Source organism: Pasteurella sp. P03HT (assembly GCF_054052285.1).
The window spans coordinates 33,642-55,719 of record NZ_JBSIUM010000008.1; the positions used below are offsets into that span (position 1 = coordinate 33,642).

A 22,078-nucleotide genomic window follows, 5' to 3' on the forward strand; every position below is an offset into this window, starting at 1 on the left:
TAGGTTTATTGCGATGTTTGCTTAAACTTATTCGTCATACAGGTTGGATGGGTTTTCATCAGGACGTGTTTTAAAGCGACGATGTAACCACATATATTGTTCTATACCATGCATAATTTCTGTTTCTACGACATTGTTCATTCGAATAGCAATGTTGGCTTCATCCGTAATATCAGTAAAATCGACGGGAGGTGAAATTTTGACAGTATAGCCTGAGCCATCAGAATTGCGTAGGGGGGCAAAAGGGATTACTTTGCTGTTTGGAGAGGCTTTTAACAAGTAATAACTTCCTGTTGTTGTTGCTGCATCAGGAACGGCAAAAAATGGCACAAAGACGGCATTTTTGCGACCATAATCGTGGTCAGGCGCATACCAAATAATTTCCCCTTGACGTAGTGCGCGAATCATCCCACGTAAGTCTTTGCGATCAAGCATATCTTTATTAGAACGTAGGCGACCACGGACTTGTAACCAATCCATTGCAGGATTGTCATTTGGTCGATAAACGCCGATGCCAGGTTGATGCAAGCCGACAATGCGCGCCCCTAATTCTAATGTAAGAAAATGTACGCCAACTAGAATAACACCATCTTGTTGGTGCTGTTTTAAATATTCTAAGCCTTCAATTTTGGACCATTTTTTTATACGGGCATCAGACCAAAACCACGCCATTCCTGTTTCGATAATTGCCATGCCTGTTGCTTTTAAATTGGCTTGTAATAAGGTTTCAATGTTTTGTTCTGAATAATGCGGAAAACAGAGCTGTAAATTACGTCTAGCGATTTTTGCACGGCGTTTACCCACACTTAATTTCGTGAATAGCCAGCCGAGCCCGTTACCGATTTTCAGCAGGATTGGGTAGGGTAAACACAGGATTAAACGCCATAAACCAACGCCTAACCAAAATCCCCAATAGTTTGGTTTTAAGAAAGCTTTTTGAAATGTAGGTAATTTAAAATTTGCCATAAAATCGTTTGAGTATCTTAAGTGATGATGACCTGAAGACTATCTGTAATGTTGCCTATTATGGCATAAATAGGACGTGAATATTACTAGTTATCTCATAATAAGTATCCCTATCTTGTAAAAAAGTGACACTATTTCATTGAATTTGAGGGGAAATTGCCTTTTTCCTATGTTAAAATCAGTAAAATTTTTACACAGAGAGAAATTCAAATGTTTCAATATTCAGCAGAGTTTCATAAAGCAAAAGTATTGGTGTTAGGTGATGTGATGCTTGATCGTTACTGGTTCGGCGCGACAAACCGTATTTCACCTGAGGCGCCAGTCCCAGTTGTACGTGTACAAGCACATGAAGAACGTGCAGGTGGCGCGGCAAACGTGGCAATGAACATTGCCTCCCTTAATGTACCCGTACAATTATTAGGTCTGACAGGGCAGGATGAAGCGGGAAGTGCGTTAACCAATTTATTGGCTAAACATCGTATTGATTGCGATTTTGTTCAGTTAGATACACACCCAACAATTACTAAACTACGTATTCTTTCTCGCCACCAGCAATTATTGCGTTTGGATTTCGAAGAGGACTTCCAGCAAGTGACCAGTGAAGCGCTATTAGAAAAATTAGCAAGTGCGGTACAACATTATGGTGCCTTAGTGCTCTCTGATTACGGTAAAGGGACATTAAACCAAGTACAGAATATGATTCAAATTGCTCGTCAAGCTAAGATCCCTGTTTTAATTGATCCGAAAGGAACGGATTTCGAACGTTACCGCGGTGCCACTTTATTAACACCAAATATGTCAGAGTTTGAAGCGGTAGTCGGTAAGTGCCAGTCAGAAGAGGAAATCATTGAGAAAGGGTTAAAGCTGATTGCAGACTTTGATTTGACCGCATTATTAGTGACGCGTTCTGAAAAAGGCATGACATTATTACGTCCAAATCAGCCAGCTTTCCATCTTGCTACCGAAGCAAAAGAAGTGTTTGATGTGACGGGGGCTGGCGATACTGTGATCAGTGTGTTAGCCACGGCATTAGCGGATGGTCGTACTTTTGAAGAAGCATGCTATTTAGCCAATGTTGCAGCGGGTATTGTAGTCGGCAAATTGGGAACATCAACAGTTTCTACCGTTGAATTAGAAAATGCCATTCATGGTCGTTCGAATACGGGGTTCGGAATTATGAGTGAAGCCGATTTAAAAACTGTGGTGGCTCAAGCAAAAGCACGTGGTGAAAAGATTGTGATGACCAATGGTTGCTTTGATATTTTACATCCTGGTCATGTTTCTTATTTAGAAAATGCACGTAAATTAGGGGATCGTTTAATTGTAGCCGTCAATAGTGATGCCTCTGTTAAACGCTTGAAAGGTGAAACTCGCCCAATTAATGATTTACAGGCAAGAATGGCAGTATTAGCAGGGCTTTCCTCAGTGGATTGGTTAGTGGAGTTTAATGAAGATACGCCACAACGTTTAATTGGTGAAATTTTGCCAGATTTATTGGTGAAAGGTGGTGATTATAAGCCAGAAGAGATTGCAGGTAGTAAAGAAGTGTGGGCAAATGGCGGGGAAGTTCGCGTGCTCAACTTTGAAAATGGCTGTTCAACCACAAATGTCATTACTAAAATTAAACAATTGAAAGAGTAAATACCCCACTTATTTAAATAAAAGCAATCAATGGATTGCTTTTATTTTTTATGCGGCAGTGTAAATTAACCGATCTTTTTGAGCTGGTGTAATTGTTGTTCAATTTGTTTTAACCCATTTAATCGAGTTGAGCTAAGCCGCTGTGCAATACCTAAATCTGAAAAATACGTATGAATATCAAATTGTTGCAGCTGTTCAGAGGTTTTTCCATTGATCTCTTCTAATAGGATCCAAAGTAAGCCATTAATAATACGTGCTTCACTGAACGCATGAAATTGAAAAGTGCGGTCATTTTTTTCGATGTGTTGAAACCAGACTTTTGCTTCACAACCTGAAATCAATTGCATATGGCTCAATTGCGCTTCTGGTGGACGCACTAATTGTTTACCTGCTTGGATGATTAAGCGGTAACGATCTTCCCATGTTTTACAAGAAATGAGTTGTTGTTTTATCATTTAAACGAGTAACTCCAGTGCCTTATCGAGTGCATGAAAAAATGCCTCGATATCTGCTTGTTGATTATACGGTGCGAAGGATAATCGCAATGTACTTGTTTGTCCTAAGCGTGCTAAATACGGTTGAGCACAATGTTCTCCTGCACGTAATGCAATATGTTGTTCTGCTAATAATGTCGCGATATCGGATGTGTCAAGATGATCGAATACAAAGCAGACGACAGAACTCGGTTGGGGCGAATTAAATAACCGACAATGAGGATACTGCTGTAGCCGTGTTTTACATTGAGTAGCAAGCTGTATTGTATAACTTTCCGCTTGGTGCTTATCCCATTGTGTTAACCAAGCTAATACCGCATTGAAACCAATGACCCCTGCAATGTTTGGCGTACCTGCTTCTAAACGATAAGGTAAAGGGGCGAAGTTGATGTGTTGTTTGGAGACGCGATCAACCATTTTCCCGCCAAATTGATAAGGCTGGAGAAGCGCAAGGGTGTGTAATTTCCCCGCTAATACCCCGAGCCCATTTGGACCATATAGTTTATGTGCAGAAAATGCGAGAAAGTCCGCATCTAATTGCTGGATATTAATTTCGACATGACTAATAGCTTGAGCGGCATCAACTAACACTAAAGCATCACTCTGTTGGCGAATTAACTGAATTAACTGTTTAATGGGTTGTTCAGTGCCCGTCACATTTGAGACAAAATTCAGTGCCACCAATTTAGTGTGGGGTGTTAACATATTCACTAATGCGGTTTCATCAATTAACCATTGATCTGTTAGCGGTAAAATTCGTAATTTTGCACCGCACTTTTGTGCAATTTGATGCCAAGTGACAAAATTCGCATGGTGGTCTGCTTCACTAATAATAATTTCATCTTGTGTCGTAAAGTGTGGTAAGAGACCTTGGGCAACTAAATTGATGGCTTGTGTTGTGCCAGATGTCCAAATAATGCAGTCACTCGATTCAGCATGAATAAGCGTTTTGACGCGTTCACGAGCTTGTTCATATTGTTCTGTTTGTTGTGCATCATATTGGCTACGGTGAACTGAGCCTGCTGATTGGTAAAACGCGACAGTGGCATCAAGGAGGACTTGAGGCTTCAGCGTTGTTGCTGCGCTGTCTAAGTATGTCACCGCATTTGCTTGTTGAAAATACGGAAAATGTTGTCGAAAATCTGTGGGATGGAAAGCCATTAATGTATTCTCTTTTGTTTACGCCAGTGTTCTGGTGAAATGGGATGCACATCTTGCCATAATCCAAGATGGTGTTGCTGTGCATGGCGTTGTGCTCGTCGATAAATTTCACCAGGTTGATATTTTTCATACGCCCATGCCATGCCGACTTTCACCATCGTTAAATTCACGTTCTTACCTTGAGCCGTGTAGGCAACAGCCAATGTGCGTTGATAGGCATCATAGCCTGAGATATTTAGTTTCACTTGTTGTTGATATATCAATTGGGCTAAAACCTGTTTTGCTTTTGTGCCAAATGGTTGATGCTTCTCAGGCGCATCAATATTAGCGAGTCGAACCCGAATTGACTTGTGATTTTTTAGCAAGCAAGTGAATGTGTCGCCATCGCTAATACTGACTACTTTACAGAGTAAGGGGCGATGCGCCAAGCTACAGCTGCTGAAAAACAAACAAAATAATAGAATAATTCGGTGTTTTAGATACATGAAAACAAAATAAGTGATAAAACTGCAGTATTCTACCTAAAAACTAACAAAATATGAAAAATGCGCGTAAAATATTGCTTCATTTTTATATCAGAAAGTCGCATTTCTAAGTCAACAGGTGAAGGGGAGTAACAATGATTCGGAAAATAGGGGATGTCATGCGTTCTTTCAGCCTTTTATATTTGATGTTATGGGTGGGAGAAAGAATTGCTTCTTATCTGGATATTGGGATCCCAGGAAGTATTTGGGGATTATTGCTATTGTTTACTTGCTTAACCTTACGTGTGATTAAACTCGAATGGGTGCTCTTTTCTTCGAATCTGTTGATTCGCTATATGGCGTTGTTATTTGTTCCAGTCAGTGTTGGTATCATCAAATACGCTGATGTCTTGTTTGGTCAAATGAAAATTTTCTTTATTCCAAATATTGTGAGCACTTGTCTAACTCTTGTGTTGATTGCGTTATTATCTGATTATTTGTTTTCACGAAAATCATTTGCTTATTTGCGTAGAAAAGTTGCACAGAAAAAAGGAGCACGACGTTGATAAATTACGCTAGCCTTTATCTTTATGCTTATTCTTTGCTTACTTTAGTGGTATTTGTGATCGCAGTAAAAATAAGCCAACGTTGGAAATCGATCCTCTTTAATTCTTTTGTGTTGACGGTGATGATGTTGGTGATTCTATTACTGAGTAGTAAGATTCCCTATGATGAATATTTTATGGGGAATGCCCCTTTGAATAATTTATTAGGTGTAAGTATCGTTGCTTTAGCCGTGCCATTATATGAACAATTGCATCAAATTAGCCGTCATTGGAAAAGTATCTTATTTATTACTTTGTTCGCCTCTCTTTTTGCTATGTTATCTGGGGCTATGCTTGCATTACTGCTAGGAGCAACACCAGAAATGGTTGCAACGATTTTGCCTAAATCGGTCACGACGCCAATTGCCATGGCAATTTCAGAAAGCTTAGGCGGCATACCTTCTATTGCTGCTGTGGGGGTGCTCATTGCGGGATTACAGGGGTCTGTATTTGGATTACTTGTGTTAAGAAAACTCAAGACCAAACAGGTTGAAGCTCGTGGTCTTGCAATTGGATCTGTTTCTCATGCATTAGGGACAGTAGCATGTATGGAAAATGATCCAAAAGCAGGAGGCTACAGTTCTATCGCATTAGTATTATGTGGCATTCTTACATCTATATTAGCGCCCCTTACCTTTAAATTCATTTATTTTTTGATGGTATAGTATGAAAGTTCAAGTTGATCCTATTTGGCAAGCTCGTTTTATTGCAGACAAACCACGTGAGAAAGATCATCGTCCTGCCTATTGTCGTGATCGAGGACGTATTCTTCATTCGGCAGCCTTCCGTTGTTTACAAGCAAAAACTCAAATTCATGCAGTAGGTGAAAATGATTTCTACCGCACTCGGTTGACTCATTCTCTTGAAGTTGCACAAATTGGGAGCAGTTTAGTCGCACAAATGCGTTTTGTTGATGCATTTGATAATTTGGCTCACCAAGTGATGCTGGATAAACATGACTTACAAAAGCAATTAAAAGGCTTATTACCCAGTCGTGATTTAATTGAAAGTCTGTGTTTTGCTCACGATATTGGACATCCTCCATTTGGTCATGGTGGCGAGGTGGCGCTAAATTATATGATGCGTTACCATGGTGGATTCGAGGGGAATGCACAGACATTTCGTTTATTAACTAAGCTAGAACCGTATACACTTGAAGCTGGAATGAATCTCACTCGGCGCACGATTCTTGGTATTGTGAAATATCCTACTATTTTAGATCAGTCTTCACCACAATATCCTCAACTGGCTCATACAGAACATCCTGATCCGCGTTATGTCAAAATCACTGATTGGAAGCCTGGTAAAGGACTGTTTCGTGATGATTTAAACATGTTTACTTGGTTACTTGAACCGCTTTCAGAAGCAGACCGCACTTTATTTGGACAGTTTCATTGTGAGCGTTTGACCCCAAATGACAGGTTAAGAACTCGTTATAAATCATTAGATTGTAGTTTAATGGAATTGGCTGATGATATTGCGTATGGTGTACATGACTTAGAAGATGCTATTGTTGTTGGGGTGGTGAATGTGCATCAATGGCAAGAAGCCCTGTTGGAACTAAGAACATGTCCGTCGGAATGGATCCAAAACAATATTGATGGCATCACAGAAAAATTATTTTCCGATCAGCATTATTTACGTAAGCATGCTATTGGTGCGTTAGTAAACTATTTTATTACCAATGTGCATTGGACGTTGACGGCGGATTTTACTGAGCCTTTATTACGCTATAATGCGGCGTTACCAGAAGAAGTCGTGGCTGTCTTAAATGTCTTTAAAAACTTCGTATGGAAATATGTTATTCGTGATGTGGAAACACAGCGTATAGAGTATAAGGGGCAGCGTATATTGACAGAAATGTTCCAAATTTTTGAATCCGATCCTGAACGTCTTTTGCCTCGTAATACGGCAATGCGTTGGAAAAATGCAGAAGACACGCGTAAAAAGCGCATTATTTGTGATTATATTGCGGGGATGTCTGATGCGTATGCACTAAAAGTATATCAGCAGTTATAACCAGCATCAGCTTGTAAAAAATAGTGATGTCAGCTGTGACAATGTAGGTGTTGCAGTCATCAAATCAAATAAGAAAATCGATATTTAAATATTGTGTTGAAATTGTAGTAAAACGTCATTTAACAAAGAGGCATTATGGCATTAATTTCCCTGACTAACGGTTACCTTTCCTTTAGTGATTATCCTTTATTAGATCATACTGAGTTACATATTGAGGCTGGCGAGCGAGTTTGTCTTGTTGGACGTAATGGCGCAGGGAAATCGACATTAATGAAAATTTTGTCTGGTGAGGTACAGATGGATGATGGTAGGCTACAATTTGAAAAAGATTTGGTTGTTTCTCGTTTAGAACAAGACCCACCACGTCATGCATCAGGCAATGTATTTGATTATGTTGCTGAGGGCATTGAGCACTTAGCTGAATTATTGAAAGCATATCATCATCTTTCAGCTAGGCTTGAACAAGATTGTAGTGAGTCCGTATTAAATCAGTTAGCGGGCATCCAAAGCAAATTGGATCATGCAGATGGTTGGCGTTTTGAGAATAAAATTAAAGAAGTATTAGTTAAACTTGCGTTGCATCCAGACACGCCACTTTCTGACCTATCAGGAGGGTGGTTACGTAAAGCCGCACTTGCTCGAGCATTAGTTTGTGATCCAGATGTTTTATTATTAGATGAACCAACAAACCATCTAGATGTAGAAGCAATTGAATGGCTTGAAACATTTTTGTTAAGTTTTAGTGGAAGTATTGTTTTTATTTCACATGACCGTTCATTTATTCGCAACATGGCAACACGTATCGTAGATTTAGATCGGGGACAGTTGGTTTCTTATCCTGGCAACTATGATCTTTATCTCAGCACAAAAGAAGAAAATTTACGAGTAGAAGCCTTACAAAATACACTATTTGATAAAAAACTCGCACAAGAAGAAGTTTGGATTCGTCAGGGGATTAAAGCGAGAAGAACACGAAATGAAGGGCGGGTAAGAGCATTAAAAGCGTTACGTGAAGCACGTCGTCAACGTCGAGAAGTATTAGGGGCGGCTAAACTACAAATTGATAATTCAAGTCGATCAGGAAAGATCGTTTTTGAATTAAACAATGTTAGTTATACCGTTGCAGGTAAAACACTACTGCATAACTTTAGTACCACGATTCTACGTGGTGATAAAATTGCGTTAGTCGGACCAAACGGCTGTGGTAAAACGACATTAATTAAATTATTGCTAGGGGAAATACAACCAACATCAGGTACGATTCGATGTGGGACAAAACTAGAGATTGCTTATTTTGATCAGTACCGTGCGGATCTCGATCCAGAAAAGAGCGTCATGGATAATGTTGCAGATGGCAAACAAGATATTGAAGTGAATGGAATAAAACGTCATGTGTTAGGGTATTTGCAAGATTTTTTATTTCCCCCTAAGCGTGCTATGACCCCCGTTAAAGCTTTGTCTGGTGGTGAACGAAATCGTTTGTTATTGGCAAAACTCCTATTGAAACCGAATAATTTATTGATTCTTGATGAGCCAACTAATGATTTAGATGTGGAAACATTAGAGTTGTTGGAGGAAATCCTGACTGACTATCAAGGTACATTGTTGATTGTAAGCCATGACCGACAATTTATTGATAACACCGCAACAGAATGTGTCATGTTTGAAGGAGAAGGGGTATTGAATGAATATGTCGGCGGGTTTCACGATGCGAAACAGCAGCAAGCAAATTATTTCGCTCATAAAGCTGAACAAGCGAATATAAAGCAAAAGCAGACAAATACACCGCAACCAGAAAGTGCGGTTGATATAACAACGACTTCGATGGCAACAAAGAATTCACAGCGCTCAGGAAAATTATCTTATAAAGAACAGCGTGAATTGGAACAGTTACCGCAGCGACTAGAAGAATTAGAGGCTGAACTCAATACTTTACAGCGCGAAGTGAGTAGTACGACATTTTTTCAACAGCCTCATGAATATACCTCCGCCAAACTTCAAGCTCTCGCAGACGCAGAACAAGCTTTAGAACAAGCTTTTTCTCGCTGGGAAGTGTTAGAGGAGAAGAAAACCAAACATTGATTTTCTTTTATTACTCCTCCTCTACTTTTATTGTTGGTATTGTTTGCAGAATGGAATATCTTTTGTCCACTGATAAAAATAATTGTAATTTTTTCCATATGAATTATTACAAACTTGATTTGGTAGGTGTAATAAGCAAGATAAAATATGTGCATGAAGTCGGCTTGTAATTACTTCATCGTATTTTAGAAATTCGCTAATGACATAGTGGATAATCTCTTTAGTGTAATTAAGCCACATTTTATGAGCAATTTTGCTCAAAAAAGTACTGTTTGTTTTCTTCGATAATTTGAGCAATCTTTTTATTAGTTTATATCTGAGAGAATGATAATACTTTCTGGGTAATAGAGTATCCCAGTCTTTAATACTCGCATTTTCAGGCAATATACTAGTAATTTTTTCTTCAATTTCTGTTTTTTCTATATCGGTGCGTAGGAAATAGAGTATTTTTTTATTTTGTATTGTCACATCACGATATGGAAAATCAGCATAAAGCTGGTGAGCCATATCTGGGCAAAGGTAAACATGTTTTGAAAAATGTTTTAGCAATTCTGCCGACTCACGATCTCTAGCAAATAAGTGACAATCTAGATGTTGAGTAAAAATATTAATACTTTTGGTCATATCTCCTTCAAAAAAAACCGTTTGCGGAAGTACGATCACACGATTATTAGGAAAGTGCCTAATAATTGTTTCTCGGATATTTTGGTGATTAGTGTAGATGTCACCGAAGTTTCCTCCACCGTGACATAATATTGTTGTTTTATCAGTCACTTCTTTTTTTAATCTTGTCATAGAAAAAGAACGTGTGGATTCTCTAAGTTTTATCTTGATGTTATGTTCTAAAAAGAATTCTTCTGTACCATGATAGATTAATAAGTCCCCTACATTGAAATGTAAAGGGATATCAATATAAAACACATCATTTTTATCAATAATGAGCTCTGCTATAATATTTAAGTTGTCTTTTAGTGTAGATAAGGTTGAGTTTTGCATAGTGTTTTTATCTATTAGAAAGTTTGAAGATATCTTAGGTTTAGTTTTTATTCAAATGGAATAATTTTTCTTTTTTTCTTTAAGTAAAGTCTATATGGTTTAGTGATCCCTTTCATGAATAGCTGCCATATATTTAGCTTATTTTTATAAGGGTAGCGCTGTATATTTTTTCGTCTCTCATCAGATAGCTGACTTTTTATTTCTGTGATTTCTTGTTGTTTTGTTTGTATTTGCATACAAATCGCAGGAGTTAATTGATAATATGAGACAATTTTTTTGTTTAGTGCAATATTAAACATCAGGATATCAATAGGTCTCAGCTGCTCATTTTTTAGTTTTTGAAATTCTGATAGTAGTAACTGCGCAGCTTGGTAAGAAATAATATATCCAGCTGTTCCTACATGTTCACTATGTAACTTGTCAAAATATCGGTTTTCGAATGCGGCTATTTTACTTGTTTGTGTATTTACTTTTTGTAAAAACGTTTCTAGTTTGATGATAAACGCTTCCTCTTTTGAAAAGCGTTCATATAACCAATCATATTCGTTTAAAAATTTAGAGGCATTTTCTCCTAATAGCACATCATCTTCAAAGATACTAATAAAAGGCATATTTTCGTTAATACATCGTTGCCAAAGCAACAAATGGCTCATTAAACATGCTTTTTCACCAGGTGTTTGATTTTTATGTTCAAGTAATTCGGGAAGTAGATGACGGATTTCTTCACTTAACTGTTGAGATGGGGTTAACGCATCAAAAAACTCGAAGGATATATTGTGGCGCCCAAATTCTTGTCTGATATGTTCTCGGCGAGCATGAGCATTCGTTAAGCTAATAACATAGTTAGTATGCATGTGACAACCTTAAAGTATGATAATAAAAAAGGTGAACTTTTGTTCACCTTTTCAATCTTACAATAAATTGCTCACAAAAATAACTAAAATAATGAGTGGAACAACAAATTTTACGTAGTTAAACCAGATCGTTGTGAAAGTAGAATCTGGTGTAGGAGAAAGTTCTTTTTTGGCATCTTCTTTTAACACAAATCCAACAAAGATGGCACAACCAAGTGCAGTAAGCATAAAGAGGATATTTCCACTCACATAGTCAAAGGTATCAAAAATACTTTTTCCAAAAATGCGAATATCCTTGAATACATTGTCTCCTAGAATAGAAGGAAGATTACCTAATACGAAGATCACGCCTAATGTTAGCATAATTGCTTTACTACGACGCATTTTGAGCTTTTCTTGTAGCGCAGTAATGATGACCTCATAAATCGTTAATGAAGTGGTTAATGCAGCAATAAGTAATAAACTAAAAAAGATAATAGCAAAGATTTTCCCTAACCATAAATGTGAAAAGACGATCGGTAAGCTTTGGAAAACTAAAGTTGGACCTGAATTAGGGGCGATACCAAAAGTAAATAATGATGGGAAGATCATAAAACCAGCAAGAACAGCAATGATAGTATTGGTGAAGCCTGTAATGATCGCAGTTTGAATAAGGTTCTCTTCTTTATTTAAGTAACTGGACAGCGTGATTAATACACCAAAGCCGAGGCTTAGCGCAAAGAAAACTTGTCCTAATACGAAAACAAACAGCTGTGGTGTAATTTTAGAGAAATCTGGTTTTAGATAAAATGTGATACCCTCCATTGCACCAGGGAGTGTGACGTTACGAATGACCATACCAATCAGAAAAATAAAGAGTAGGGGCATTAAATATTTCACTGCTCGCTCAATCCCGCCGATAATCCCTTTGGCGAGAATAAAATAGTTCAAGAGCACAAAGAGTAACGTATAGAGCGTGATACCCATCGGGCTGTCATTGATATGTGAAGTATAGAAGTCTTGTGCGATTTCTTTTGTGATAGGTTGGGAAATATCGAGTGTACCTGTAATCAAATTGACGATATAAGTAATCACCCAGCCACCTAACACCATATAATAGGCCATAATACCAAATGCACCGAGTAGACCTAAATAGCCCACGATCTTCCAATATTTTGAAATATTGCGTTTCTCGAGTTTATCACCAAATGCATCAATCGCATTCACGCGTAAACGTCGTCCAATGACGTTTTCAACTAAAATCATTGGAATACCAATTAAGAGCATGGCTAAACAGAATAAAAAAACATATGCGCCCCCCCCATTTTCACCAACGAGATAAGGGAAACGCCATGTTGCGCCAAAACCCACGGTTGCACCCGCAACGGTCATGACATAAGTGAGTCGACTAGACCAAGTTTGTCTTTCTTGTTTTGTTGTCATTGTTACATCCAGATTATTGAATACGCCATGTTTTGATAAACAGGATAGGCGAAGTAAGTTCTTGTGATACAGAAATCACGATTTTTTGTGTAGTTGAACACGCTATTTGTTATGTGATTTGGACTAAGAGCAGTCCGTTTTTTCTTTAAATTCACACAAATCTTCTATAATACATGAACCACAGCGTGGTTTACGGGCGATACAAGTATAGCGGCCATGTAAAATTAACCAATGGTGGACATCCACTTTAAATTCGTTCGGTACGACTTTAAGTAATTTTTCTTCCACTTTGATGACATCTTTACCTGGGGCAAATCCTGTTCGATTAGAGACACGGAAAATATGCGTATCGACGGCAATCGTGGGTTGACTAAAGGCTGTGTTGAGTACCACATTCGCAGTTTTTCTGCCAACGCCAGCTAGGGCTTCAAGTGCGGTACGGTTTTGCGGAATTTCACCCCCATGTTTTTCGAGCAAGTCGCGACACGTTTTAATGATATTTTCCGCTTTACTATTATAGAGTCCAATGGTTTTGATATAGTGTTTTAACCCCTCAACGCCCAGGTCTAAAATGGATTGAGGAGTATTAGCGACAGGAAACAATTTTTCAGTCGCTTTATTTACTCCTTTATCTGTTGCTTGTGCAGATAAAATCACAGCAATTAATAGCTCAAAAGGTGAACTGTAGTGAAGCTCAGTGGTTGGATGAGGATTGGCATCCCGTAATCGAGTAAGTATTTCAATCCGTTTTTGTTTATTCATGCTGTTTTATTTACGTTGATCGATAAAATTTTTCATCGCTAAAATGAGCGCTAAACCGATAAAAGCACCAGGAGGTAAAATTGCAAGCAAAAAATGGCTATCCAATTGAAACAGTTCAATTCGTGCTGCTTTTGCCCAGTCACCTAGTAAGTGTTCTAGCCCATCAAATAAAGTACCATTACCTAAGATCTCGCGAATTGCCCCGAGTACAACTAAACTGAGGCACATACCTAGTCCCATAGCAAAACCATCAAACATCGCGTGGCGTAGTGAGTTTTTTGAGGCAAAGGCTTCTGCGCGACCGATAACAATGCAGTTTGTGACAATTAATGGAATAAAAATGCCTAAAGATTGATAAAGCGAGTAAGTATACGCATTCATCAATAATTGTACCATAGTAACTGTCGTAGCAATGATCATCACATAAATGGGAATACGAATTTCATGTGGAATGTGTTGACGAAATAACGACACGACCGTATTACTGCACATTAACACGAGCATAGTTGCCAATCCTAGACCCAGAGCATTAGTGACATTGTTTGAGACAGCTAATAAAGGGCATAATCCTAATAGTTGAACAAGCGTCGAGTTATTTTTCCATACTCCCTGCCAAAACAGATCTTTCCATAAGTGTGTAGCTTGCTTTTCTGCTTGTACCGCAGTGGTTTCGACAACATCTGTTTTTTGATCAGAAAGTGCGGTATGTTTTTCAAAAGTTTCGCTCATGGTTGATTTCCTTGATTGAGTTCATCTAACATACTGAGTGCAGCACGTTTTACTTGGTTAACAACGGCTCGTGGTGTGATAGTTGCACCAGCAAATTGATCAAATTTCCCTCCATCTTTTTTTACTGCCCATTCGTTTGTATTGTCGGCATGAATTTTTTGCTGAGTAAAGCTTAGAATCCAATCTGATATACGGGTTTCAATTTTATCCCCCAGCCCTGGCGTTTCGTGATGTTCTAATACGCGAACGCCTAATACTTCTCCTTCTGGGGTTAATCCTACAAGTAAACGAATTTCGCCAGAATAACCATCACGAGCACTTGTTTCAAAAGCGTATGCCATTTTTTTCCCATTTTTTATTCCAACACAAATTTGGGTGATACGGTTTTCTATGAGTTTAGGGCTGGTGGGTTGATAGCAATGATCAGTTAAGTCATTATCAATATACTGTTGTGGTACCACTTGTAGTAAGAGATCACGTTGTTGCTTATTCATTTCTTGGGCAATTCTCTCTTTCGTTAGAAAATACACCGCAGTAGATAAACTCGTACAAATAACCGCAACAAAGGCTAGTAACGTGGCGTAATAAGCTGAAATTTTAACCGTCTTCATCATTATTCCTTATTTATGATGACCTGCAACACGAGGACGAGTATAGTGATCAATTAATGGCACACAAATATTGCCGAGTAAAATCGCAAAAGCCACACCATCAGGGTAACTACCATGAAAACGAATAATATAGACAAGTAATCCAACTAACGCACCAAATACGAGTTTCCCACGAGGTGTGATAGACGCGGTGACGGGATCTGTGGCGATAAAGAATGCACCAAACATCATTGCACCACTCAGTAAATGGGCGCTAGTGGAGAGGTGTTGTGTTGATGAAAGTAATTCAGTCATGCCGCCTAACATCGTAAACGTCACAAGCATCGCAATAGGAATTTGCCAATGGATGATACGTTTTAATATGAGAAATATGCCGCCTAATAAAAAAGCCACATTCATTTGCCACCAACCGATTGCCAGACCAGATGAAAAAATGGGAGAGTGTAATAATGTGGCATAGTCTGCCTCCTTCAAGACCACTTTCGCGCTGTCTAATGGGGTAGCTTGAGTAATGGCATCAATCGATGTCGTCAGCTGGTGTAAACTGAAACCATCAGTACTAAATCCTGTAAAAATTAACGTGTAGGCATCGGTTATTGTCGGGGGTTCATTTAACAAGCTGACTGGTGGTAACCATGTTGTCATTTGCAGTGGAAAAGAAATTAATAAAATGACGTAACCAACCATCGCAGGATTGAATAAGTTCTGACCTAAGCCACCATAGACGTGTTTCCCCAAGATAACTGCACAAAAAGTCCCAATTAAAATCAGCCAGTAGGGCGCATAAGGTGGAATCGCGATAGCTAAAATGAGTGCTGTTACAACCACACTGAAATCAGAAAGATAAAATAAAGTGGGTTTATTCCGTAAAAGCGTGACACCCCATTCTAAAAAGAGTGCGAATGTTACGGCTAATGCAATTTGGATAAGAACGCCAAAACCAAAATAATATAATTGGATCCAAATCGCAGGTAGCATTGCTAAGATGACCCACAACATAATGCGCATAGTGAGTTTACCTGAATGAGTATGGGGGGAGCTGACCATTTTAAACATTGTTTGGTGTTATCCTTCTTCTTGGTTTTGTTGCGCTATTTTTTTCGCTTTAGCTCTCGCGACTGCTGCAGCAATCGCTGCTTTGCGCGGATCGACTGCTTTTGTATCTGCAGTCTCTGCTAACAATTCATTCTGTTTTTCAACCGCACTGACTTCGCCCTGGACTGCGGCTTTTTTGGCTTTGGCTCTTGCAACGGCAGCCGCAATCGCTGCTTTGCGCGGATCGACATCTTTTGTATCTGCTGTCTCGATCAATGATTCACTCTGTTTTTCAACCGCACTGACTTCGCCCTGGACTGCGGCTTTTTTGGCTTTGGCTCTTGCAACGGCAGCCGCAATCGCCGCTTTGCGTGGATCGACATCTTTTGTATCTGCTGTCTCGATCAATGATTCACTCTGTTTTTCAACCGCACTGACTTCGCTCTGAACTGCGGCTTTTTTGGCTTTGGCTCTTGCAATCGCTGCCGCGAGCGCCGCTTTTTTGGGATCATCTGGCGTTGATTGTTCTTTTTCCTGCATCAAAGTAATATCACTTGACGTGTGTTGTTCCGCCTGTTGACGAGCTAAACGTCGAGCTTTGCGTTGTGCCATGATATCGCTATTGTCAGGTAAAATTTCTCCTTTTGCAGTGACAATCGTTTTGATATCAATTTTTTGTGGCTCTTGTTCCGTTTTTTTCGCTTTTAAACGTGCTAAAGCAGCTTGTACAGGATCTTCACCATTTTCTAATTTCATTTCTTGCCGGCGTGCTTCCATTGCTTTTTGAGAACGTGCTTTACGTTCTTGCTCTTCACGTTCTAAGCGAGCTTGGCGTGCTTCAAAGCGCAGTTTTGCTTCCTCTGCTTGTTTAGCTTTTTGCTTAATTTCCCAAATTTTTGCTTTTTCTTGACGGAAATACTGGATCAGAGGGATATGGCTTGGACAAACATAGGCACATAGACCACATTCTATGCAATCTTTTAGTGCGTATTCTTCCGATTTTTCATGATCTTCACTTCTTGCAAACCAATAAAGTTGCTGGGGCATAAGGTTAACTGGGCATGCATCTGAACACGCTGAACAGCGAATACAAGATTGTTCTGGTGCAGGTGGCGCATATTCAAAATGATCTGGTGCAAGTAAACAGTTGGTGACTTTAGTCACGGGGGCGTGCAGATCGGGCAGAATAAATCCCATCATCGGTCCCCCCATGAAAACAGGGAAACGGGCATCATATTGATAATCAACTTGTTGCAGTAGCTGATAAATCGGAGTACCTAATCGTACCCAATAATTTCCTTTATGATTGACTTTATCACCTGTTAACGTCACAACACGCTCAATGAGTGGTTCATCATTAATTACGGCACGTTTAATGGCAAAAGCTGTCCCCACATTCTGCATCAGTACACCAATGCTTGAAGAACGCTGTCCACTAGGTACTTCTATACCCGTTAATATTTGAATCAATTGCTTGGCAGCACCCGAAGGATACTTGCTTGGAATCACACGAATTTCAATATCGTTTGCTCCATGTAATGCTCGGCGTAATGCTTCTGCGGCTTCTGGTTTGTTGTCTTCAATCGCAATCACCACTTTTTCTGGGCGTAAAATGTAGCGCAGAATACGTGTACCTTCGATAATTTCTTCAGGATAGTCACGCATAAGTCGATCATCACATGTGATATAAGGTTCACATTCTGCACCATTAATAATCAATAATTTGACTTGTTTTTCTGCAGAATGAATTTTGGCAGCTGTTGGGAAAACTGCACCGCCTAGCCCAGCCACGCCCGCTTGATAAATTTTTTCAATCAACTGTTCAGGCGTTTGAGTAAGAAAATCATCAATGGGATGTTGAGTACGCCATGTATCTTGTCCATCAGCCTCAAGCTGTATACAACGTTCAGGTAATCCAGAAGGATGAGGGACAACATGAGGAGTAATTGCGGTAATAAAACCTGAGGTCGAAGCATGTACGGGTAAAACACGCAGACCATCCCCCTGAGTGAGAGGCTGTCCTTTGAAAACATAGTCCCCCACCTTGACAAGCAAATTCCCTTCTGCACCAGCATGTTGTTTGAGTGGAATATAAAATGTATCGACTAATTTTGCTCGGCGAATCGGTTTATGATTTGACTGCGATTTACGTTCAGGGGGATGCACGCCACCTTTAAAATCCCACAGTTTTCCAGAATTAAAATGTGTTAAAATATCCATATTATTCCCCTTTAATGAATTTCTTCTGTGTCGTTGTGGTATCTACGATGGGAATAACAAGTTTTGGGTCAAATTTCCAATTCCAGTTATCGATATTACTTTTTACTTTGGTCATTGAAATACAATCAGTTGGACAAGGTGGAACACAAAGCTCACAGCCTGTACATAAGTCAGGAATAATTGTATGCATCGCTTTGTTTGTGCCAATAATGGCATCTACTGGACAAGCTTGAATACATTTAGTGCAGCCTATGCACATTGCTTCATCAATGAACGCGACCATTGGAACGGGATCACCTTCTACTTCAGTAGAGGGAGGCTCTACCCCCATTAATTCAGCGATATTAATAATGACAGTTTGTCCGCCAGGAATACATTTTGTGATGTCATCACCATGTGCAATGGCTTCCGCGTAGGGTTTACAACCTGGGTAGCCACATTGCCCACATTGGCTTTGTGGAAGTAATGCATCAATTTTCTCTACAATTGGATCAGCATCTACTTTCAGTTTGACTGAAGCAACCCCTAAAATCGCACCAAAGATGAGTGCGAGGAGAGTAATTGCGATTAAGATGAGATATAGGGTTGATGTCATCATAGTCGTACTAATCCAGTAAAACCCATAAAAGCCAGTGACATTAACCCTGCTGTGATGAGGGCAATAGCTGCACCACGAAAAATGATGGGAACATCGGCAGCGGCTAAACGTTCACGTAATGCGGCAAATAAGACGAGCACAAGACCAAAACCCAGCGACGCACCAAAACCATAAATAATAGATTGCGTCAGATTATGAGCTAAGTTGATATTTAATAGTGCTACACCAAGTACGGCACAATTTGTCGTAATTAACGGAAGAAAAATACCCAGTAAACGATATAGTGTCGGACTGGTTTTGTTAATGACCATTTCGGTGAATTGAACGACGACTGCAATCACTAAGATAAAAACCAAGGTACGTAAAAAAGTTGCGTTTAATGGACTGAGAATGTAGGTATCAATTAAATAGGCTGAAATGGACGCAACAGTGAGTACAAACATGGTCGCTAGACTCATGCCAATAGCGGTTTCAATTTTTTTTGAAACCCCCATGAATGGACAGAGTCCTAGAAATTTTACTAGGACAAAGTTGTTAATTAATGCAGTACTAATAATAAGGAGAAGATATTCAGTCATCATGATATTCGCTCGGGCAGTTTTTGTTGCCCACAAGTTAAGTGGCATATTATCGCCATTTCTGGTTTTAAGAACAATAAAAAATTTGGGTTAATTTGTCAGCCTAAGAAGAGATTACTTTGGTTAAAATCAATACGAGATATTTTTACCGCAATATGTTATGTGAAAGCCTGCTTTGGCACAATGCGCGAGATTATCTTCTTCTTTTCTTTACTAAAATACGTTGGCAAAAAAGGTTTTAATGTGAGCAAAAATAGCTTATTTAATGAATTTTTATAGGATGATTTGTGATATAGATCACAAAAATGAAATGAAGTTTAAAAAAGAGGTTGTTTCCCTTCACAAATATTGATGTGAGAGTGTTTTTTTAATTTATTTTTGCTTTCAAATCAATGTGTTATTTTGTTTTACAAAAGTTCATTTTTATTTGTGAGTTGCAATATTTGTGATCTTCCTAACACTTTTTGTAAGCCTTTGTAAAGATGATTTTTTTATAACTCGTTGTTTTTAATGAAAAAGTATAAAACTGCTGTATTTGATATTATTTTGACAACAGATAGGAGCTTTGCTATCTTGCATCTGCAAAAATTATGAGACTAGTAATAGCCTCAATGTCGATTTTAGGTTGATTAAGTGATTTTGGTTACTTAATTAAATGATAAAACTCCAACAAACAAGGTAGTGATTTTATGAAAAAGACAATCGTAGCATTAGCAGTCGCAGCATTCGCTGCAACTTCAGCAAACGCAGCAACAGTATACAACCAAGATGGCACTAAAGTGGATGTAAACGGTTCTGTACGTTTACTTTTACAAAAAGAAACTGACAAACGTATTGACCTAAAAGACAAAGGTTCACGTGTTTCTTTCAAAGCATCACACGATTTAGGTGAAGGCTTAAGCGCATTAGCTTACACAGAATTACGTTTCAGTGACAAAAAATTCGGTGATAGCATCCATGTTAAACGTCTTTATGCTGGTTTCGGTTATGAAGGTGTAGGTACATTAACATTTGGTAAACAATTAACAATTGGTGATGATATCGGTGTTTCTGACTATACTTATAACTTAGGTGGCGTTAACCAATTGGTTACATCTGGTGACAAAGTTATTCACTTCAAATCAGCAGATTTCAACGGTTTCAGCTTTGGTGCAGACTATGTTTTTGCTGAAGATCCAGCTAAATATGCAGCAGATAAGAAAACTGTTAATAAAAATGCATATGTGTTAGGTGCATTATATAACAGAACAATGGGTGATTTCGGTTTTGCACTTGAAGCTGGTTACAGCCAACAGAAAATCGGCGCTAACGTAGACAGCAAAGCATTTACAGTTGGTACGGAATTATCATTTGGTGCTTTAGCGTTAGCTGTTGATTATTCTCAGAAAAAATTAACAAATAAAGCTCAATTTGACGCTTTAGTTTTTGATACGATGTATGATGATGGTTATATGGTTTATCCAGAAATTAAAACTGGTTTAGCATCTAATAAATACAAAACAGTAGAAGTTGGTATTAAATATGAAGTAACTCCAATGTCAAAAGTATACGGTGAGTATATTTGGGGTAAATGGACTGGTAATAGCTTTAAACCTGTAGCTAAAGATGTTAAAGACATTGCAGCTGTTGTTGCTAATGACGTAAAACTTAATGCATTTATTTTAGGTGTGGATTATAAACTTCACAAAAACGTTGTAACTTATGTTGAAGGTGGTTCATTCAAAACTAAATCTGATGTAGCAAAAGTTAAAGACAACAAAGTTGGCGTAGGTTTACGTGTATTCTTCTAATCGTTTTTACGAGAATGAAAGAAAGCCAGTGTTTAACACTGGCTTTTTTTTATATTGAAAAATTTTTGTCAACATAACCGCACTTAAAAGGATGAAATAAAGCATGATTGATGTTTAAGTAATTCTGCTTTTGTGAGTGTAAACACACCTAGTCCGCCATTTTTGAGCTCAACCCAGTTGAACGGGACATCTGGGTATTGTTCAATAAGATGGACCATGCTGTTACCGACCTCACAGACGAGTAGACCATTTTCCGTAAGATAATCAGCCGCTTTCGCTAAGATACGTTTTGTGATCTCAAGTCCATCTATACCAGAACCTAATGCCATATCAGGCTCGTGCTGAAATTCAGCGGGCATTTCGTCTAAGTCTTCTTCATCTACATAAGGTGGATTAGTCACGATCAGATCATATTGGTCGATAGGTAAATCATTAAATAAGTCAGATTGAATTGGATAAACGCGGTGTAACATATTATGACGTTCGATATTAATTTCTGCCACATTCAACGCATCAGCAGATAAATCAACCGCATCGACTTCGGCATCAGGAAATTGTGTCGCACAAGCTATGGCGATGCAACCACTCCCCGTACACATATCTAAAATACGTTTAGGTTTAGTTTGGAGTAGATTGGCAAAACCTGATTGGATTAATGCGCTAATTGGCGAACGAGGGACGATCACACGTTCATCAATATAGAAATTTAAACCACAAAACCACGCTTGGTGAGTGAGATAAGCAATCGGGATACGTTTTTCAATACGCTGGATGACAAGACGAACTAAGACTTCTTTTTCCGATCGGGTTAACCTTGAGGTATAGAGCTCACTTGGAAAATCGATGGGTAAATCCAATGTGGCTAAAACAAGCTGTAAAGTTTCATCCCACGCATTATCATAGCCATGACCATAATAAATATCAGAACGATTAAAGGTGCTGTAAGTCCAGCGTAGGAAATCTTGGATTGTATGTAAATCATGATGCACTTGGTCGGCCATGATCGTTTCAATAAGTTCTTGATTATGTCCCATAGTATGCTCCAGTTATG

Annotated in this window: 21 protein-coding genes; 6 read left to right on the forward strand and 15 right to left on the reverse strand. The window is 38.8% G+C overall.

What is annotated here, in order from left to right; translation table 11 throughout:
• Positions 1–27 precede the first annotated feature (27 nt).
• Positions 28–966, reverse strand: a complete 939-nt coding sequence (locus ACWIT3_RS07660) for a Kdo(2)-lipid IV(A) acyltransferase (RefSeq protein WP_457162148.1) — start codon at positions 964–966, stop codon at positions 28–30.
• A gap of 210 nt (positions 967–1,176) precedes the next feature.
• Here ACWIT3_RS07660 and hldE point away from each other — a divergent pair, with 210 nt between their 5' ends.
• Entirely contained in the window at positions 1,177–2,607 is a 1,431-nt protein-coding gene (gene hldE, locus ACWIT3_RS07665; RefSeq protein WP_457162149.1) for a bifunctional D-glycero-beta-D-manno-heptose-7-phosphate kinase/D-glycero-beta-D-manno-heptose 1-phosphate adenylyltransferase HldE, read from the forward strand.
• 65 nt (positions 2,608–2,672) lie between these two features.
• Here hldE and ACWIT3_RS07670 read toward each other — a convergent pair whose 3' ends face one another.
• The 3 genes from ACWIT3_RS07670 to ACWIT3_RS07680 are packed head-to-tail and all read right to left on the reverse strand — an operon-like array spanning position 2,673 to position 4,747.
• Positions 2,673–3,062: a SufE family protein gene (locus ACWIT3_RS07670; RefSeq protein WP_457162150.1), complete on the reverse strand. Its 390-nt coding sequence runs from the start codon at positions 3,060–3,062 to the stop codon at positions 2,673–2,675.
• Positions 3,063–4,262, reverse strand: coding sequence for an aminotransferase class V-fold PLP-dependent enzyme (locus tag ACWIT3_RS07675; protein ID WP_457162151.1), 1,200 nt, complete (start codon positions 4,260–4,262; stop codon positions 3,063–3,065).
• Positions 4,262–4,747 (reverse strand): thermonuclease family protein, encoded by a 486-nt coding sequence (locus tag ACWIT3_RS07680; protein WP_457162152.1) that lies wholly within the window; start codon positions 4,745–4,747, stop codon positions 4,262–4,264. The genes ACWIT3_RS07675 and ACWIT3_RS07680 overlap by 1 nt, the downstream gene beginning before the upstream one ends.
• A gap of 134 nt (positions 4,748–4,881) precedes the next feature.
• Here ACWIT3_RS07680 and ACWIT3_RS07685 point away from each other — a divergent pair, with 134 nt between their 5' ends.
• The 4 genes from ACWIT3_RS07685 (at position 4,882) to ACWIT3_RS07700 (ending at position 9,432) form a co-directional block, all read left to right on the forward strand.
• Positions 4,882–5,292: a CidA/LrgA family protein gene (locus ACWIT3_RS07685; protein ID WP_457162153.1), complete on the forward strand. Its 411-nt coding sequence runs from the start codon at positions 4,882–4,884 to the stop codon at positions 5,290–5,292.
• Complete coding sequence (locus ACWIT3_RS07690) at positions 5,292–5,996, forward strand: CidB/LrgB family autolysis modulator (protein ID WP_457162222.1); 705 nt, start codon at positions 5,292–5,294, stop codon at positions 5,994–5,996. Before ACWIT3_RS07685 ends, ACWIT3_RS07690 begins: the two co-directional genes overlap by 1 nt.
• 1 nt (position 5,997) lies before the next feature.
• Entirely contained in the window at positions 5,998–7,350 is a 1,353-nt protein-coding gene (locus ACWIT3_RS07695; RefSeq protein WP_457162154.1) for an anti-phage deoxyguanosine triphosphatase, read from the forward strand.
• A 135-nt stretch (positions 7,351–7,485) separates the two neighbouring features.
• Positions 7,486–9,432, forward strand: a complete 1,947-nt coding sequence (locus ACWIT3_RS07700) for an ABC transporter ATP-binding protein (protein ID WP_457162155.1) — start codon at positions 7,486–7,488, stop codon at positions 9,430–9,432.
• Positions 9,433–9,459: 27 nt separating this feature from the next.
• Here the strand turns inward: ACWIT3_RS07700 and ACWIT3_RS07705 are convergent, their stop codons facing one another.
• The 10 genes from ACWIT3_RS07705 to rsxA all read right to left on the reverse strand — a co-directional run bounded on the left by ACWIT3_RS07705 (position 9,460) and on the right by rsxA (position 19,237).
• Entirely contained in the window at positions 9,460–10,428 is a 969-nt protein-coding gene (locus ACWIT3_RS07705) for a polysaccharide pyruvyl transferase family protein (protein WP_457162156.1), read from the reverse strand.
• A gap of 47 nt (positions 10,429–10,475) precedes the next feature.
• Complete coding sequence (locus tag ACWIT3_RS07710; protein ID WP_457162157.1) at positions 10,476–11,282, reverse strand: glycosyltransferase family 25 protein; 807 nt, start codon at positions 11,280–11,282, stop codon at positions 10,476–10,478.
• Between the two features lie 57 nt (positions 11,283–11,339).
• Positions 11,340–12,704 (reverse strand): sodium-dependent transporter, encoded by a 1,365-nt coding sequence (locus ACWIT3_RS07715; RefSeq protein WP_457162158.1) that lies wholly within the window; start codon positions 12,702–12,704, stop codon positions 11,340–11,342.
• Positions 12,705–12,827: 123 nt separating this feature from the next.
• Positions 12,828–13,466, reverse strand: coding sequence for an endonuclease III (gene nth / locus ACWIT3_RS07720; protein WP_457162159.1), 639 nt, complete (start codon positions 13,464–13,466; stop codon positions 12,828–12,830).
• A 6-nt stretch (positions 13,467–13,472) separates the two neighbouring features.
• Positions 13,473–14,195, reverse strand: a complete 723-nt coding sequence (locus tag ACWIT3_RS07725) for an electron transport complex subunit E (protein WP_457162160.1) — start codon at positions 14,193–14,195, stop codon at positions 13,473–13,475.
• The gene (gene rsxG / locus ACWIT3_RS07730) at positions 14,192–14,806 is read right to left on the reverse strand and encodes an electron transport complex subunit RsxG (RefSeq protein ID WP_457162223.1); all 615 of its coding nucleotides are present in this window, start codon (positions 14,804–14,806) and stop codon (positions 14,192–14,194) included. The genes ACWIT3_RS07725 and rsxG overlap by 4 nt, the downstream gene beginning before the upstream one ends.
• A gap of 9 nt (positions 14,807–14,815) precedes the next feature.
• Positions 14,816–15,862, reverse strand: coding sequence for an electron transport complex subunit RsxD (rsxD, locus tag ACWIT3_RS07735; protein ID WP_457162161.1), 1,047 nt, complete (start codon positions 15,860–15,862; stop codon positions 14,816–14,818).
• 9 nt (positions 15,863–15,871) lie between these two features.
• The gene (gene rsxC, locus ACWIT3_RS07740) at positions 15,872–18,061 is read right to left on the reverse strand and encodes an electron transport complex subunit RsxC (protein ID WP_457162162.1); all 2,190 of its coding nucleotides are present in this window, start codon (positions 18,059–18,061) and stop codon (positions 15,872–15,874) included.
• 1 nt (position 18,062) lies between these two features.
• Positions 18,063–18,656, reverse strand: a complete 594-nt coding sequence (gene rsxB, locus ACWIT3_RS07745; protein WP_457162224.1) for an electron transport complex subunit RsxB — start codon at positions 18,654–18,656, stop codon at positions 18,063–18,065.
• Entirely contained in the window at positions 18,656–19,237 is a 582-nt protein-coding gene (gene rsxA, locus ACWIT3_RS07750) for an electron transport complex subunit RsxA (RefSeq protein WP_457162225.1), read from the reverse strand. Before rsxA ends, rsxB begins: the two co-directional genes overlap by 1 nt.
• Positions 19,238–19,926: 689 nt before the next feature.
• Between rsxA and ACWIT3_RS07755 the strand changes: the two genes are divergently transcribed.
• The gene (locus ACWIT3_RS07755) at positions 19,927–21,027 is read left to right on the forward strand and encodes a porin (RefSeq protein WP_457162163.1); all 1,101 of its coding nucleotides are present in this window, start codon (positions 19,927–19,929) and stop codon (positions 21,025–21,027) included.
• Positions 21,028–21,110: 83 nt separating this feature from the next.
• Here ACWIT3_RS07755 and prmB read toward each other — a convergent pair whose 3' ends face one another.
• Complete coding sequence (gene prmB, locus ACWIT3_RS07760; protein WP_457162164.1) at positions 21,111–22,061, reverse strand: 50S ribosomal protein L3 N(5)-glutamine methyltransferase; 951 nt, start codon at positions 22,059–22,061, stop codon at positions 21,111–21,113.
• Positions 22,062–22,078: the final 17 nt, after the last annotated feature.